We start from the raw sequence: 14,757 nt of genomic DNA on the forward strand, positions 1-14,757 counted from the left end.
CCTTAACTTGCAATAGTAACATTACATATGATGTATTTGAGAATAATTATCAATTATCGCATATTGTCATTCAAATAAGAAGTCCATATGATAATATGAAAATGAAATAGCGAATTCTAATCATTGAACCGCGTAACTTTCCACTATAACTTGAATTGAAATAGGTTACCGAGTTGGAAAATAGCCAATACATAGTTCCCATCATCTAAACCGTTGAGCGAATAATTAGTGAAAATCTTAACTGATGTTAATCGTAGAATTACTTAAATAACAGATCATTTAATTCACTACGCAAAAAAAGACAAGCCCCTCTCCTACGATGTCCGCAGGAAGAGGAACTTGTCTTTTTAATTAGAGCTTGCGATTAGTATCTTTCCAGAATCGTCTGTGTTTTCAAGCCATCTGCAGGAATCAGCCAGTTGTTGTTCTCCAGTAATTGCAGCAGTTGGGTACGGAGTCCGGATACGGCTACAGCATCATCGGTTTTGAAAGAAACCTCTACGATATTCTCAATACCTGTACCTGCTGCGTCACGGATCGGCCATACTTCGAGTGTAAGCTCTTGACCACTCCATGTACCTTCATATCGTTGGAATGTGATTGGGACCATATGCACGGGATTGAGTCAATTGCTGCTTGCCCCAGTTGGAGGCAGACCAGTTTTTCAATTTGCCCGGAAGCTTGTCCAGTAACATGTTCAAGGCTTCTTGCTGGGAAGGAAGTTGGACTCCTGTCGCTTTGGTATCGACTTTTTTGGTATTGGAGAAGCTCAGGGTTTGTTTGCCATATCCCCAATCAATCTCAGCCTCGTAGTTATCATCTGATTTGTCAAATCCCTCTTGATTAGCCAGAGTCAGCGCTGCGTTGATATCGCCATTGATTACAGGGTAGCGTTTTTTATAAGTCAATTCGTAGTTATTCTTGTCATCCTTTTTGCGAAAACGAACGTTCCATCCTTGTTGATCCAATCCGAGAGCATTGGTGTCGAAGTACTCTACGTTAATGTTTCTTGGCGTGGAACTCAGGCCGAGTGTCTGAATCACTTCACTGCGTGGTGTCCCATCTGTATTCAATACAAGTTCCGGCTTGGCCAGAAACTTTACTTCATATGCAGGAACGGCATTGGCAGCAGCTGAAGCCTGGGGTGCTCCCAGAAATGTCATTCCACTTCCCAATGTTACGATGCTCAGCATCAATGAGGCGGTTACCTTTTTCCACTTTTTCAAAACCAATCACTCTCCTAATCTGGATTAACGTACAGACTCACTTTATCGCCTGAATATATGAAAGCGATTAAAGGGAAGTGCACATTGCGTTAACCCTGCATAGATTTGATGAATGGCAAATGATAGTTTATAGCGGATCAGGGCATTCAGCCATGGAAAATGGGGAAGCCGTGACTCACCTCTCGCAGCACTTCTTTGAAGCGGTTTACCTGAACGGAAGGGTGGCGATCCTTGTTATGTACCGTATAGATATGGCGCGGTGCCTGCTCTCCCGGAATTGGAAGAACTTGAATGAGCCTGTGCTGTTCCTCCCACTGTACCGCCATCCGAGACATGAATGAGACATGCCCCCCGATTAACACGAGCTGTTTGATCGCTTCCAGGGAATCCATCTCCACGGTACTCCGCAAACGAATATCATGTTGCGCAAGCCATTGATTGGTTAGCCGCCGTGTACTGGATTCATTGCCATGTAAGGCAAAAGGAATCTGCGCGATATGATCAGGTGTTAATGCATCCTTCTGGGCCAACCCATGTTGCGGGGAACAGATTAATACCAGGTCGTCTTCACACAGCGTCTCAGCTTGCAGGGCAGGGCCAACAAATGGCTCGGAAGAGATCACCCCCAGATCAATCTGATGCCGAATCAGCATCTCGCGAATAACAGGTGATGGTTTGACGGATAAGACAATACGAATGCCCGGGAATTCCTGAGAAAAGGTGTTGAGTATGGTGGGCAGCAAATATGTAGCCGGTACATAGCTTGCTCCAATGTGCAGGGTGCCGCGATAGAGACTGTCATATTCCTTTACGACCCGCCTTGCCTCTTGTGTCAGAGCATTGATTTTGACAGAATAGTGGAGCAAAGCCTGTCCGGCTTCGGTTAAAAAGGTCTTTCCACTACGCGATTCGAATAATCGCACGCCCATCTCTTCCTCCAATGACTTCATATGAAATGTAACGGTGGGTTGCTTGATCCCCAGTAACTCGGCCACGCTTGTCATGTGATGATGCTTGTCGATCAGCTCAACAATTTGCAATTTGATCAGATTCAATGTCCCCCAACTCCTCTCACTTCTACTAGCCCCAATATATAAGATGATCTAATGTTTTCATAAAGACGGAGAGTACAGAACCAATCTGAAGAAGCGAAGCGTTCGCCTTTATCCCCGGATTTCTCCCTTCATAAAGGGAATATAAGAAATCTGGGGATAACAGCGATCGGAAGATGGTGCTGTAATCGGAGCGACAACATGAAAATTAATTTAGTTCACCTACTATAGATTTAATCTATGAACATCAACAGAATTCATCTAAAAAGTTAATTCCAATTTTACATACAAGACATACAACTCGCGAAAGCGGACGTTAGACTGAGAACAGTGCAAGAGATCAAGTAACAGAAGACAGGCAGGGATGCTTATGAAATTAGAGATGACAGGAATTCAAAAATCATTTAATCAAACACCCGCGCTGCTGCCAACAGATCTAACGCTAGAACATGGAAAGTTCACGACCTTGCTCGGCCCATCCGGCTGTGGCAAAACAACACTGCTCCGCATGTTGGCCGGGCTGGAACAGCCGGACGCGGGGGAGATTCGTGCAGATGGTCAGTGTATCTACTCTGCGGCGAAGCGGATTGATATACCAACACACAAGCGTAATCTGGGCATGGTGTTTCAAGATTTTGCATTATGGCCGCATATGACCGTATACGAAAATGTAGCGTTTGGCCTGAAGGCCGGAAAACAGAAATCTGATCTGCGGCAAAAGGTGAACGAAGCGCTTGGCATGGTTCGCCTGCAAGGCATGGAAGACCGATATCCTCATCAGCTGTCTGGTGGACAGCAGCAACGGGTTGCTTTTGCCAGAGCCGTAGCGGTCAGACCTGGTGTGATCCTGTTCGATGAACCACTGAGCGCACTGGATGCTGTACTCCGGGAAGAGATGCGGATTGAGATGATGTCACTGGTTCGGGACATGGGATTGACTGCGCTGTACGTCACACATGATCAGATTGAAGCGATGTCGATGTCAGATGAGATTGTGGTGATGCAGAAGGGGCGAATATTGCAAAAGGGAAGCCCGGAAACGATCTACTCGGCGCCAAGTGATCCGTATGTCGCTTCGTTTATCGGAAAGTCCAACTGGCTCACGCCTAATCAATCGATGGTGCGTCCAGAGCATGTCACCTGGAACAAAACAGGTCATGACGATCTGTGTTATCCGGGGACGGTACTTAGTGTCAGCTATGTAGGTGAACGATATGAAGTACGAGTGCAGATGGAAGGGCTGGGCATATGGACAGCTTATATGAACCAAAGGGTGCGCGTAGGGGAGCGGGTGCAACTCTATGTAACCCCTGAGCGGATATGCCGAATGGACGGTTATGAACACCCGAGTATGAAGCAGAACGAAGCGATCGCAGTGGCATATTAGATTGTTGAACAAGCACGCAGTTGGAAGCAGAAGTACACATTTTATAAGAAACCAGGGGAGATGGACGAATATGTTGGGTATGAACACACGGAAAAAGAGCGCAATGCTGTTATTAACAGCGGTAATGAGTATCAGTTTGTTCGGATGTAGCACAGGGAACTCCACCACAGGCAACGCAGCACAACCCGCAGGTGAAGGAAACACAGCAGCAGCGGCGGAAACAACGAAACCGGCTGGTGGCAAGTTGGTCTTGTACAGTGCTGGCCCACAGAAGCTGGCAGATAACATCGTGAGCGGATTTACAGACAAAACAGGGATCGAAGTTGAGATGTTTCAGGGAACGACAGGAAAAATTCTGGCTCGTATGGAAGCTGAGAAATCCAATCCGGTTGCAGACGTTGTGATCCTGGCCTCTTTACCTTCAGCACAGGCTCTGAAAACCGATGGACTGACTATGCCATACCCTGAAGCAGCCAATGCAGACAAGTTGAACAAGGACTGGTCGGATGCAGAGGGCAACTATTTTAGCAGCAGTGCTTCCGCACTGGGCATTGTGTATAACACCAAACTGGTATCTACACCACCAACAAGTTGGGCAGAGCTGGCTACGCCTGCGTGGAAAGATGCAGTAAACATTCCCGACCCTACATTATCAGGTTCAGCACTCGACTTCATCACAGGCTACCTGAGCGCGAACGGTGAAAAAGGTTGGGATCTGCTGAGTGCCTATAAAGCCAATGGTGTAGCGATGGCAGGCGCCAATCAGGAAGCACTTGATCCGGTCATTACGGGTGCCAAAAGCATCGTAGCAGCAGGTGTGGACTACATGGCGTATTCCTCCAAGGCAAAAGGCGAACCACTGGATATCGTATATCCTGAGGAAGGCACGGTAATCAGCCCAAGACCGGCAGCGATTCTGAAATCCAGTCCAAATGTAGAAAATGCCAAAGCGTTCATTGACTACCTGTTGTCCGATGAAGCACAGAAGCTTGTTGCAGATGCTTATCTGATTCCGGGCCGCGAAGACATTGAAGCGACTAACCGTGCCAATGTGAAGGATATTCCACAACTTAAAGTGGATTGGAACTGGATGAGCGAACATGGCGAAGAGACAGCGGCGCGTTTTTCCGAGACTTTTAAGTAAGAAGAACAAGTATAGAGACAATTAGGCAAAAGGAATATCTGCTGTCTGTGGAAAGTCATGTGAGGTGAACGTAGTGAAACCTGTTGTAATGGACAACAACCGAATTTTTCGGAGAGTGGGCGTGATTCTGGCCCTCTTTCTGCTGACCATAAGCATTGGCGTACCGCTCTTGCTGATCTTCTGGCAAAGTGTGTATCCGGACGGGCAGTGGGATTGGATGGCTCCGATTCGCACGATTACCGGTCATCATCTATCAGGTGTATTGCTGAACTCCGTCTGGCTTGGCATATGCGTTGTAGCGGTAACTACGCTGCTGGCGCTACCGCTGGCTTGGATGATGGCGAAGACCCGAATGGGCGAGCATCGCTGGGTCGATGTAATCCTGATGATTCCGTTCATGACTCCGCCGTATATCGGATCGATGGGCTGGATTCTGTTTATGCAAAAAGGGGGATATCTGCAGCAATGGGTGCCCTCATCTGCGGGTTGGAGTGAGCTGTTCTTCAGCTTCTGGGGCATGGTGCTCATCATGAGCTTGCACCTGTTCCCGTTCCTGTATCTGCTGCTTCGAGATGCGTTGATCCGCATCGGTGGCAATCTCGAAGAAGCGGGAGCTGTGCACGGTGCACGTGCAGGATACCGTTTCAGACGTATTATTTTACCCTTATTGTTGTCGTCCTACGGCATGGGGATCATGCTGGTCTTTGTCAAAACGATTGCGGAATTCGGAACTCCGGCAACCTTCGGGCGCAAGATTGGCTATTATGTCATGACCTCCGAGATCCATAAGTACATCTCCAGTTGGCCGATTGACTTCGGCAAGGCGACTTCGCTGGCATCGGTGCTGTTGTCCGTCTGTCTGGTGATGTGGTATATGCAGTCTGCCATGAGTCGAAAGTTCACGTATCGTCTGGTCGGTGGCAAAGGGCAACGTTCGAAGCGATATTCTCTTCGTGGCGGAGCAGGATTGTTATGCGGGGTGTATCTTGCGATTCTGTTGATCCTGTCGATAGGTATCCCGTATTTCTCCATCATTGCCGCTTCGACCATGAAGTTACGGGGATCGGGAATTGCATTTGATAATCTGACCTTGGATCATTACAAAGAGCTGTTATCTTGGGGATCGGTGAGCATGAAGGCCATCGGGAACAGTCTCGGTCTATCCCTTGCGGCTTCAACGGTCGCTGTTATTATCGGAACTGGATTTGCGCTGGCGATCGGCAGATCATCTTCATTCATGCAGCGTGTGATTGACTTGTTCAGTCTGTTGCCTAATACGGTGCCGGGTATCGTGATGGTGGTGGGTTTGATTCTGTTCTGGAACTCACCCTGGATGCCAGTCACGTTGTATAACACCTATGGCATGGTTGTGCTCACGTACGTTGTGCTCTTCTTGCCTTACACCGTGCAGTATGTAAAATCGAGCTTTACCCAGATTGACGGAACGTTGTTCCAAGCTGGGCAAGTGTTTGGCGGGAAGCCGCTGTATATTCTGCGGCGAATCCTGATCCCGCTGATCCTGCCCGGCATGCTGGCCGGCTGGATGATGACCTTTACGATTGCTACCCGGGAGCTGGTAGGTTCGTTATTGATTCTTCCGCCGTCGATGCAGACGTCGGCTACGTATATTTTTGCCCAGTTTGAACAAGGTCAGGTGTCGTTGGGAATGGCAATGGCTGTTGTGACTGTAGGCATGACGGTGCTGATGCTGCTGGGAATCGAACTGCTGAATTCAAAGAGAAAGTGGAATGCATCATGATCAAACTGAACGTATGGGGCGGTGCAGGGGAACACGGACGTTCCGCCTATCTCCTGAGCGGGAGCCAGTTCCACCTTTTGCTGGATTGTGGTGTGAAAAAAGAAGGCACGGGCGAGTATCCGATGATTGACCCGGAGATTGTCCCGCAACTGGATGCGGTCCTGTTGTCCCACGCCCATGAGGATCATTCGGTCGCCATCCCTTTGCTGTACAAGATGGGCTACCAGGGTGAAGTGTGGACGACGAGAGAGACGAGGGCGCAACTGCGTACGTATTTTGCCAACTGGCGAAGGTTTGCAGAACGTGTCGGAGAGAAGCTCCCTTACGATGAAGCAGATGAGCAGGCTATTCGTTATCGGTATCTGGAGGATAAGGTTGTATCCCAAACCTGGTTCGAACCCATTCCTGGAGTAAAAGTGATGTGGGGCCGGAGTGGACATCTGGCTGGATCGGTATGGTTTGGGGTTGAAATGGAAGGTAAGCGGATTTTTTATTCCGGGGACTACACGTCCGAATCGATGCTTTTACAGGAGGATTATCCAGCGGAGGCGTTCTTACGGGAAAACATGATTCGTGAAGATACGTTGTTCGATACTCCGAGCAGTGAACAGTGGGGCGCGGAGGAACTAATTGCTATAAACAGTGGGCAAAAGGCTGGAGAACTCATAACGTCACCAGATCAGACATCTGTTGCATCAGAAGCGTCGTCAAGAACACTCGTATCCACGGAGATACCCATGAAGCAGAGAAATTTCACATCCAAAGAAGCAGATGGAGTAGGCAGAGCAAGCGGAGTAGATAGAGCAGCAATATCTTCAGTCGGGCTGGTAGATCTGGCGATTGTTGATGCGGCCTACGGTACGGACCAAGATACACAGGCTGACAAACTGGAACAGCTCGAACGAGCCATTCGCCATACGATTGCACGCGGTGGAAAGGTGCTACTACCCATGCCTGTCGTAGGGCGTGGACAGGAGATCATACTGTGGGCACAGCAACAATTCCCGGCTATTCCAATCGTAGTGGAACAAGGGCTGGTGGACGGTATGAAGCAACTTCTGCATGTTCCGTATTGGTTGAGGGAGAAGGGAGAGCATGTCATCGGAAGTTCGTTGAAAGACGAAATCGATTGCTTTCTGACCGGACGAGGATGGGATCTACCTACAACCACCCAAGAGCGGGAACAACTGTTGGAACATCATGCTGCTTCGCTATGGTTCATTCCGGACGGCATGATGCAGTCCTCGCTTGCCCGTTGGTACTATAGTCAATTATCGGACAGGGAGGAGAATCTGATTCTGCTCACTGGGCATGTTGCTCATGGTACATTTGCTGATAAGTTGCTACGGGTTCCTGACAAGTATGGAGCATGTGAGGTGCGGAAAATACGTTATAAAGTTCATCAGGGCTGGAAGGATGTTGAACGGATGCTGCATCAGGTTCCAGCAAGGCATACGGTCCTTGTGCATGCTGACCGGGTAGAGACGGACCGATTAAAAGAAGGTTTGCTCAGAAATAGCCCGTCACCGAGAACAGTGATACATTCACTGTCTGCTGGTGACGAGCTATATGTGTGAATTGTGCATGAATCGAATTGATGCGTCAGATTGGAACGTCCCTGGGGACGTTCTTTTTCCATTGTTGTCTGATCATTTAGGGTTCGCGATGAATGGGGTGCTCCAGTTCGGCATGACCCATCAAACTATCAACGGCTTCACCATCCACCAGTATATCCAGACTCTTCACTTCATCAAATTGAAACATCGTTGTTGTTAAAGCTTCCAATGCGAGCAATTCTCCACTGGTACCGAGGTTCGCTTCAGCGGGGATATGAACATCCAAAGTCACCGTACCCTCAGCATATTGGACAGAGAGCAATTCCACCTGCTCCCAGAGGGAAACAAGCTCTGAATCGGTGTTCGTTTGCAACGCTACAAATGTTTTTTCATATTTTTCGGAGTCATCCTTGTACTCAATTTCCTGCTCTGTTTTCTCTAGCTCAAGTACCTGAGAGTCTGCCAAATATACATCGACGACTTGTGTATTCATTGTGCCCAGATCCACCTCCGTTTCGGATGGGTTTGGTGCCTGCACCTGTCCTCCCTGAACAGCAGGTTCATTCGAACCGGATTGGCTCACTGGCTTCTGGGCACATCCAACTCCGATAAGGATCAAGCATGATAATATAAGTGCACAACCTAGCTTCTTATTCAAAGAAACACTTCCTTTATCTGATTTATTTGATAATTTATAGGCCCAAATACTCCTTGATTCCATCGGCTATCGCTTGAGCGGCTTTCATCTGAACAACTTCGGACGACATCAGTTCTTCATCGAGCACATTACTCAAGAATCCCACTTCCAAAAGCACTGCAGGCATGGTCGTGTCTCGGATTACTTCCAAGTTGCCATTCTTCACACCACGATCTCTGAGACCCATGGCTTTCACCAAACGTTGATGAATGATAGTAGCTAATTCCTTGCTGTTACTGCGTTGATAATAATATGTCTCCGTACCTGTGGCTTGGGGGGCGGACTTCACGCTATTGCCATGGATAGATACAAATACATCCGCATTTAATTGATTGGCGAGTTGAACACGCTCAGGGCGGGTCGGATAGGTATCACCTTCACGAGTCATCACCAATTCGATATTGGGTTCATTGAGCAACAGGGCTTGTACTTTGTGAGCTAATGCCAGATTGTATTCCTTTTCGGGTTTGTTCGTGATGCTGATCGTCCCTGGATCACTGCCACCGTGTCCTGGATCGATGACCACAACCTTGCGTCCTGAGTCGCCTACTGGAGTGACTGGAGCAGGTGTGACATTGTCACCCGCAACATTCAGATCAATAATCAGTTTGTCGGCAATCACATTGTGGCTGTACTGGACATTCTTCACATTATTCAATTCTACGACAATGCGAACTTGTGCCGGTTCTCGTTTGAACAGTGAATATCTCACTTCTGTCACATTGGGATAACCGCTCACATCCAACTTGCCATTGAGTCCTTGATCCAGCGGCTGGGGGATATCACCAAAGGTGGCTCCGGGCAAGTCCACAACCAGACGATCAGGGTACTTGAGGGTCGTTACTATCGGCTGAACGGCCCCATCGGTGGATAACACGAGCTGATTATTGGCAAATTGGATATCGGTAACCTGAGCGGTAGAGCTTGAATCCCCTTTTCCAGGACTATTTCCTGGTTCAATAGCAGGTTCCTTACTGGTGTTTGTTAAGTATACGATCTTGTCTTGATTGTTCCATCTTACCTTAAGCCCCATTTGTTCACTGACAAATCGAATGGGAACCACCAGCGTTTTATTCAAAATCTGCGGTGCTGTGTTCAAAGTGACTTGTTTGTCAGCAACCATGGCTTGCTTTTGGTCCACGGTTAGGGAAATCGTCTGTTGATCTTGCTGAATTTTTACAGTGCGTGCTTGTTGGTTCCAATCGACTTTGAATTTCAAATTTTCGGCAACGACACGAATTGGGATCATCACGTTTCTATTGATAATCGTCACCTGTACATCACTTGGGAGGACTAATTCCTCTCCATCCATAAAGATTTTCGACGTGCTTGCAGCGGCATTTCCCTGATTAGGGAGCAAAACGAGTAAGAACAGACTTAAAAACAGTAGTAAAATGGTTTTCTTCATTATGCACCTCGACTAATATTAGAGCATTTTCTTAATTCCAAAATATCCCTACATATTATAAACGGTAAAAATGTAAAAATGTTTCTCTTCTGATATCTAATTATCAATTGATGGAAGAAAACATGATGTGTGATCGCAAATGGGATGAATATTTCTCTTTTTATTTTCAATGATGTAATTAAATTTCATATAATGTTTGACTTGTGAAATTTAATATCATATACTGGGTGAAATTATGGCAGGATGACGTGTTCATCGGGTCTTGCAGGAGGTTGGAAGTGGATGGATACAGGCAGCTATCCGATGTGGGAGAAGTATCGTTTGAAGCAGGAGCATCTGGTCATCGGACTAATGTCAGGAACGTCACTTGATGGAACTGACGCGGCACTGGTGCGTATTCAAACCGATATGAGCGGGGCATTACAGCAGATAGAGCTGGTTGATTTCGTCTGTGTGCCTTATTCGAATGGATTGAGAGACGTACTGATCCGGTTATGTTCACCGGGGACGGCGCGTGTCGACGAGCTGACAGCCGCGCACTTTGGTGTATCGGAGTGGTATGCGCATAGCGTTACGGAACTGATGCAGTCTGCCGGTATCTCAACGCAGCAGGTGGAAATGATTAGCATGCATGGACAGACTGTATGGCATGCTCCTGTAGCATCTGCATTTCCAGGGCCAACGGGAGCAAGTATTGATGTGGTATCGACATTGCAGATCGGTGAATGTGCTGTCGTTCGAGAACGGACAGGACTTCCAGTGATTGGCAACCTGCGGGCAAGGGATATGGCGGCTGGTGGGGAAGGTGCCCCGCTTACGCCTTATGCGGATGCTCTGATGTTCCGTAGCCCGACGGAAGGACGGCTGGTGCAGAATATCGGTGGCATTGGCAATGTGACGGTGCTTCCCGAGGAGTCATCTACCGAAGGTATTTCGGCATTTGATACGGGACCAGGGAATATGGTGATGGACGCCATTGTGCGGCAGGCAACGGATGGGCGGCAGCATTATGATCCGAATGGAAGTATTGCCGCACAGGGAAAGGTCGATCAGGGTCTGGTAGACCTGTGTTTGGAGGATGAGTATTTCAAAAGACTTCCACCGAAAAGTACCGGGCGAGAAGTATATGGAGCCGCGTATGCAGTGAGACTGATGGAGATGGCCGCAAAGCGTTCCTTATCTCTTGAAGATACGCTGGCTACTGCCACCTGTCTGACCGCGGAAACCATCGTGCGTGCAGTGAAGGATTTTATCCTGCCCAAGGTGCAAATATCGGCCATGCTCGCGTGCGGTGGTGGCACTTCCAATGCCACGTTAATGGAGATGATCCGTCAGAGACTACCGAAGGATATCCGTTTGGAACGAACGGCAGATTATGGTATACCCGATGATGCTCGGGAAGCCATTGGATTTGCTTTACTTGGCCATGAGGCACTTATGGGAAGAACCAATACACTTCCGGCAGTAACCGGCGCAAAACACGCCGTAATCTCGGGCAATCTCACACTTTAGTGAGACCTGAATTTAATATGAGTTCAGTTATGGAAGGGCGAGGAATTCGATTAGACGCGAGTGGAATTATAAGATAAAATGCTTGTACATGAATGCAGTACGGAAAGGAGGAGCGAATGGAAGGCATGAAAGGTGGACTTGTACGTTTACGCGCATTAATGGATGACTTGACCCCGTCCGAACGGAAGATCGGAGCTTATATTCTCGATCACCCGCAAGAAACTGTTCAATCCTCGGTGGCCCAGTTGTCTGAACGGAGTGGAGGCAGCCCAGCTGCCATTATCCGTCTCTGCAAATCACTAGGTGTAACGGGTTTTCAGGAGCTGAAGCTGAAGATTGCCGGAGATTTGCAGACGAGTGAGCCATATCAATATACGGAGATTCGTCCCCAGGACTCCATGGAGAGCATTATTCAGCATGTGTCCGCAAACAATATTCAGTCGGTGAAGGATACGGTTCATATTCTGGACCCACGTCTGGTGGAAAAAGCTGTGGACGTGCTTCATCAGGCAAACCGGATCTTTTTCTATGGAGTAGGGGCCTCCAACCTGATTGCGCTGGATGCACATTACAAGTTCATGCGAATCAATCGCACAAGCTTTTCGTTCGCCGATCCGCATATGCAGATTTCGTCCGCAACGACGCTTCGTGAGGATGATGCGGTGGTATGTATCTCGTATTCAGGGGAGACGTCGAACGTAATCTCCTGTCTCAAGCATGCTCATGATGGTGGTGCAGCGACAATCAGCATTACCAAGTGGGGCAGCAATACACTCAGTAGTATGGCGGATGTGCCCCTGATGATTACTTCTACCGAAAGTGATATTCGGAGCGGAGCAACTTCGTCACGGATTGCACAGTTGAACGTGATCGATATTTTGTATCTGGCGATTGCCAGTCGGGATTACAACCAGTCGGTGGAATATTTGGAGAAGAGCCGACAGGCTATTCTGGAGCACAAGTGAAGTAGAACCATATGAATCCCTTTCTGTTTATGCAGGAGGGGATTTTTTGACGGATTATATCCGCTTTTAGAATAAAAAAATAAAAAAAAGAGCCCAGACTAATGTTGGGCTCCTCTCTTACCACCTCTAATAATACCCCTTGTACGGCTCAGGAAGGCCCCGCAATGGCGCTGCGGACAAATCCGTCAGCCAGATCAAGCCTGTGCTGGGCTTCCGTTGCGTCCACACCTGCCATCAGCATGACGATTGCCGTTTTTACATGACCGTCTGCACCGGTAAAAGCCTCTTCAATATCCGCTTCATTTGCTCCGGTTGCCAGATGGATCATGCGTTTGGCCCGATGGACAAGCTTCTCGTTCGAAGGGTTCAGATCAACCATGAAATTACGGTAAACCTTGCCCAGACGAATCATGGCGGTAGTGGTGAGCATATTCAGAATCATTTTCTGGGCGCTGCCTGCCTTCATACGTGTTGAACCCATGACAACCTCTGGGCCGACAACAGCCTCAATGCTCACATCAGCCAACAGGGTCATCGGCGTGCCTGCATTATTACTCAGGCTGATCACCGTAGCCCCGATCTCCTTGGCGTGTCTCATCGCACCCAGCACATACGGCGTTCGTCCACTGGCTGCAATGCCAACCACAACATCGTTTTTGTCTAAGCCATGTTCATCAAGGTCCGCAACTCCCAACTCCTCATTATCTTCAGCACCTTCAACCGGGTCCTTCACTGCCCGGAATCCCCCTGCAATAATACCCTGCACCATGGAGGGCGGGGTTCCGTAGGTAGGCGGGCATTCCGAAGCGTCAAGTATTCCTAATCGTCCACTGGTACCTGCGCCTACATAAAAAAGCCTGCCGCCAGACTGAAACGCCTCCAAGATCCGATCCGCAGCTTGAGCAATGACCGGAATGAGGGGCTGAATGAGCTCCGCAATCCGTTGATCTTCCTTATTAATGAGTTCCATAATTTCTGCCGAAGGCAATTCATCTATATGATCCGTTAGTGGATTGGGTTGTTCTGTTAGTAGTGAATTCAGCATGTGATTCATCCGTATGGCCTCCTTCTCTCTTTTAAAATGATTCATTCAGGGAACAGTGTATTCTTGCCAGTTGTGCTGCCCCAACCGCTGGAGCGGGGGCATCTTCACGATATACAAAGTCCAACTCTCCATAATATCCCGATAACTTCAGGATAAATGTATTTCGGAAAAGTGTAGCGTATCGAAACATTGATCCGGACAGGACAACCGGAGTGGATACAAATTCGGGATGACGGGCAACCAGCGCCTTGGCGGTATCCGCCAATTGTGAGGCTTCGTCGATGATCAGTGCCCGGGCGGCCTCATCTCCGAGTTCAGCTGCTTCTATAGCTAAGCGGGCGATGGATGCGGTCTCGGTTTTGCCCCAATCCGTCTGATACACTCGCGTCTTTAACTCCGATATATCCCGAAGGTTCAGATTCTTTAGAAGAAGCGGGGTTAAACAGGTTGGAGGAAGAACACCGTCATAACTCTGCATAACCACTTGGAGTGCACGCTGCCCAATACGATAGCCACTCCCCTCATCTCCGAGCAGATGACCCCAGCCTCCTGCACGGTATCGCTCGCCTTCCAGCGTAAATCCGTACACGATGGAACCTGTTCCAGAGATACACAATACACCGTGCGTATGTCCGAGAGAGGCCATCAGAGCAATCTCTCCTTCGGATACAACCCAGACTGGACAACCTTCTGATGCCTGTTGATTACGACTCTTCATATAGTTATTTACTGCTTCGGCTATTAGTTGCCGTTCTTGGATCGTATCTACACCTGACATACCAAGGCATATACCCTCACAATTTGTCGATAAATCACTTATTAGATTAAATAGCTGTTCCAGCACTCGTTGCAGTTCGGAAATGGTCTGTTCAGTGGATACGCTGTGAGGATTCGTGGGACCGCCGCTGAGTCGGGCAAGAATTTCACCAGATTCAGAAATGACTGCTGCATCAGTATTGGTACCGCCTCCATCTACGCCTACATATACTCGCAAAGTGGCTCACCT

The 14,757-nt window shown here is 48.4% G+C and carries 13 protein-coding genes; 6 read left to right on the plus strand and 7 right to left on the minus strand.

Features of this window, described 5'->3' with window-relative positions; genetic code table 11:
* Window positions 1-364 precede the first annotated feature (364 nt).
* The 3 genes from MKY95_RS01765 to MKY95_RS01775 all read right to left on the minus strand — a co-directional run bounded on the left by MKY95_RS01765 (window position 365) and on the right by MKY95_RS01775 (window position 2,281).
* Entirely contained in the window at window positions 365-610 is a 246-nt protein-coding gene (locus MKY95_RS01765) for a hypothetical protein (protein WP_339196508.1), read from the minus strand.
* Complete coding sequence (locus tag MKY95_RS01770; protein ID WP_339196510.1) at window positions 582-1,226, minus strand: hypothetical protein; 645 nt, start codon at window positions 1,224-1,226, stop codon at window positions 582-584. Before MKY95_RS01770 ends, MKY95_RS01765 begins: the two co-directional genes overlap by 29 nt.
* Window positions 1,227-1,372: 146 nt before the next feature.
* Window positions 1,373-2,281 carry a LysR family transcriptional regulator gene (locus tag MKY95_RS01775; protein WP_339196513.1) on the minus strand — a complete coding sequence of 303 codons (909 nt, stop codon included), beginning with the start codon at window positions 2,279-2,281 and terminating at the stop codon, window positions 1,373-1,375.
* A 367-nt stretch (window positions 2,282-2,648) separates the two neighbouring features.
* Between MKY95_RS01775 and MKY95_RS01780 the strand changes: the two genes are divergently transcribed.
* From MKY95_RS01780 to MKY95_RS01795, 4 genes are all read left to right on the plus strand, one after another.
* Window positions 2,649-3,665, plus strand: coding sequence for an ABC transporter ATP-binding protein (locus tag MKY95_RS01780; RefSeq protein WP_127548097.1), 1,017 nt, complete (start codon window positions 2,649-2,651; stop codon window positions 3,663-3,665).
* A 70-nt stretch (window positions 3,666-3,735) separates the two neighbouring features.
* Window positions 3,736-4,809 carry an ABC transporter substrate-binding protein gene (locus tag MKY95_RS01785; RefSeq protein WP_076329875.1) on the plus strand — a complete coding sequence of 358 codons (1,074 nt, stop codon included), beginning with the start codon at window positions 3,736-3,738 and terminating at the stop codon, window positions 4,807-4,809.
* Window positions 4,810-4,897: 88 nt separating this feature from the next.
* A complete protein-coding gene (locus MKY95_RS01790) occupies window positions 4,898-6,568 on the plus strand; it encodes an iron ABC transporter permease (RefSeq protein WP_036616794.1) in 1,671 nt (556 codons plus the stop codon).
* Window positions 6,565-8,145, plus strand: a complete 1,581-nt coding sequence (locus MKY95_RS01795; RefSeq protein ID WP_036616483.1) for an MBL fold metallo-hydrolase — start codon at window positions 6,565-6,567, stop codon at window positions 8,143-8,145. The genes MKY95_RS01790 and MKY95_RS01795 overlap by 4 nt, the downstream gene beginning before the upstream one ends.
* A gap of 76 nt (window positions 8,146-8,221) precedes the next feature.
* On the opposite strand, the gene MKY95_RS01800 is transcribed toward MKY95_RS01795, so the two are convergent.
* Entirely contained in the window at window positions 8,222-8,743 is a 522-nt protein-coding gene (locus tag MKY95_RS01800) for a GerMN domain-containing protein (RefSeq protein WP_339196518.1), read from the minus strand.
* A 73-nt stretch (window positions 8,744-8,816) separates the two neighbouring features.
* A complete protein-coding gene (locus tag MKY95_RS01805) occupies window positions 8,817-10,229 on the minus strand; it encodes an N-acetylmuramoyl-L-alanine amidase family protein (protein ID WP_339196521.1) in 1,413 nt (470 codons plus the stop codon).
* A 282-nt stretch (window positions 10,230-10,511) separates the two neighbouring features.
* On the opposite strand from MKY95_RS01805, the gene MKY95_RS01810 reads away from it, so the two are divergent.
* Together MKY95_RS01810 and MKY95_RS01815 are read left to right on the plus strand one after the other, a co-directional pair.
* Window positions 10,512-11,741 carry an anhydro-N-acetylmuramic acid kinase gene (locus MKY95_RS01810; RefSeq protein ID WP_101314837.1) on the plus strand — a complete coding sequence of 410 codons (1,230 nt, stop codon included), beginning with the start codon at window positions 10,512-10,514 and terminating at the stop codon, window positions 11,739-11,741.
* A 125-nt stretch (window positions 11,742-11,866) separates the two neighbouring features.
* Complete coding sequence (locus tag MKY95_RS01815; protein WP_036616797.1) at window positions 11,867-12,706, plus strand: MurR/RpiR family transcriptional regulator; 840 nt, start codon at window positions 11,867-11,869, stop codon at window positions 12,704-12,706.
* A 148-nt stretch (window positions 12,707-12,854) separates the two neighbouring features.
* Here MKY95_RS01815 and murQ read toward each other — a convergent pair whose 3' ends face one another.
* Window positions 12,855-13,760 (minus strand): N-acetylmuramic acid 6-phosphate etherase, encoded by a 906-nt coding sequence (gene murQ, locus MKY95_RS01820; protein ID WP_339196526.1) that lies wholly within the window; start codon window positions 13,758-13,760, stop codon window positions 12,855-12,857.
* Window positions 13,761-13,782: 22 nt separating this feature from the next.
* Complete coding sequence (locus MKY95_RS01825; protein WP_339196528.1) at window positions 13,783-14,745, minus strand: BadF/BadG/BcrA/BcrD ATPase family protein; 963 nt, start codon at window positions 14,743-14,745, stop codon at window positions 13,783-13,785.
* Window positions 14,746-14,757: the final 12 nt, after the last annotated feature.

Source organism: Paenibacillus sp. FSL P4-0176 (assembly GCF_037975265.1).
In the GTDB taxonomy this organism is placed as follows: Bacteria; Bacillota; Bacilli; order Paenibacillales; family Paenibacillaceae; genus Paenibacillus; species Paenibacillus amylolyticus.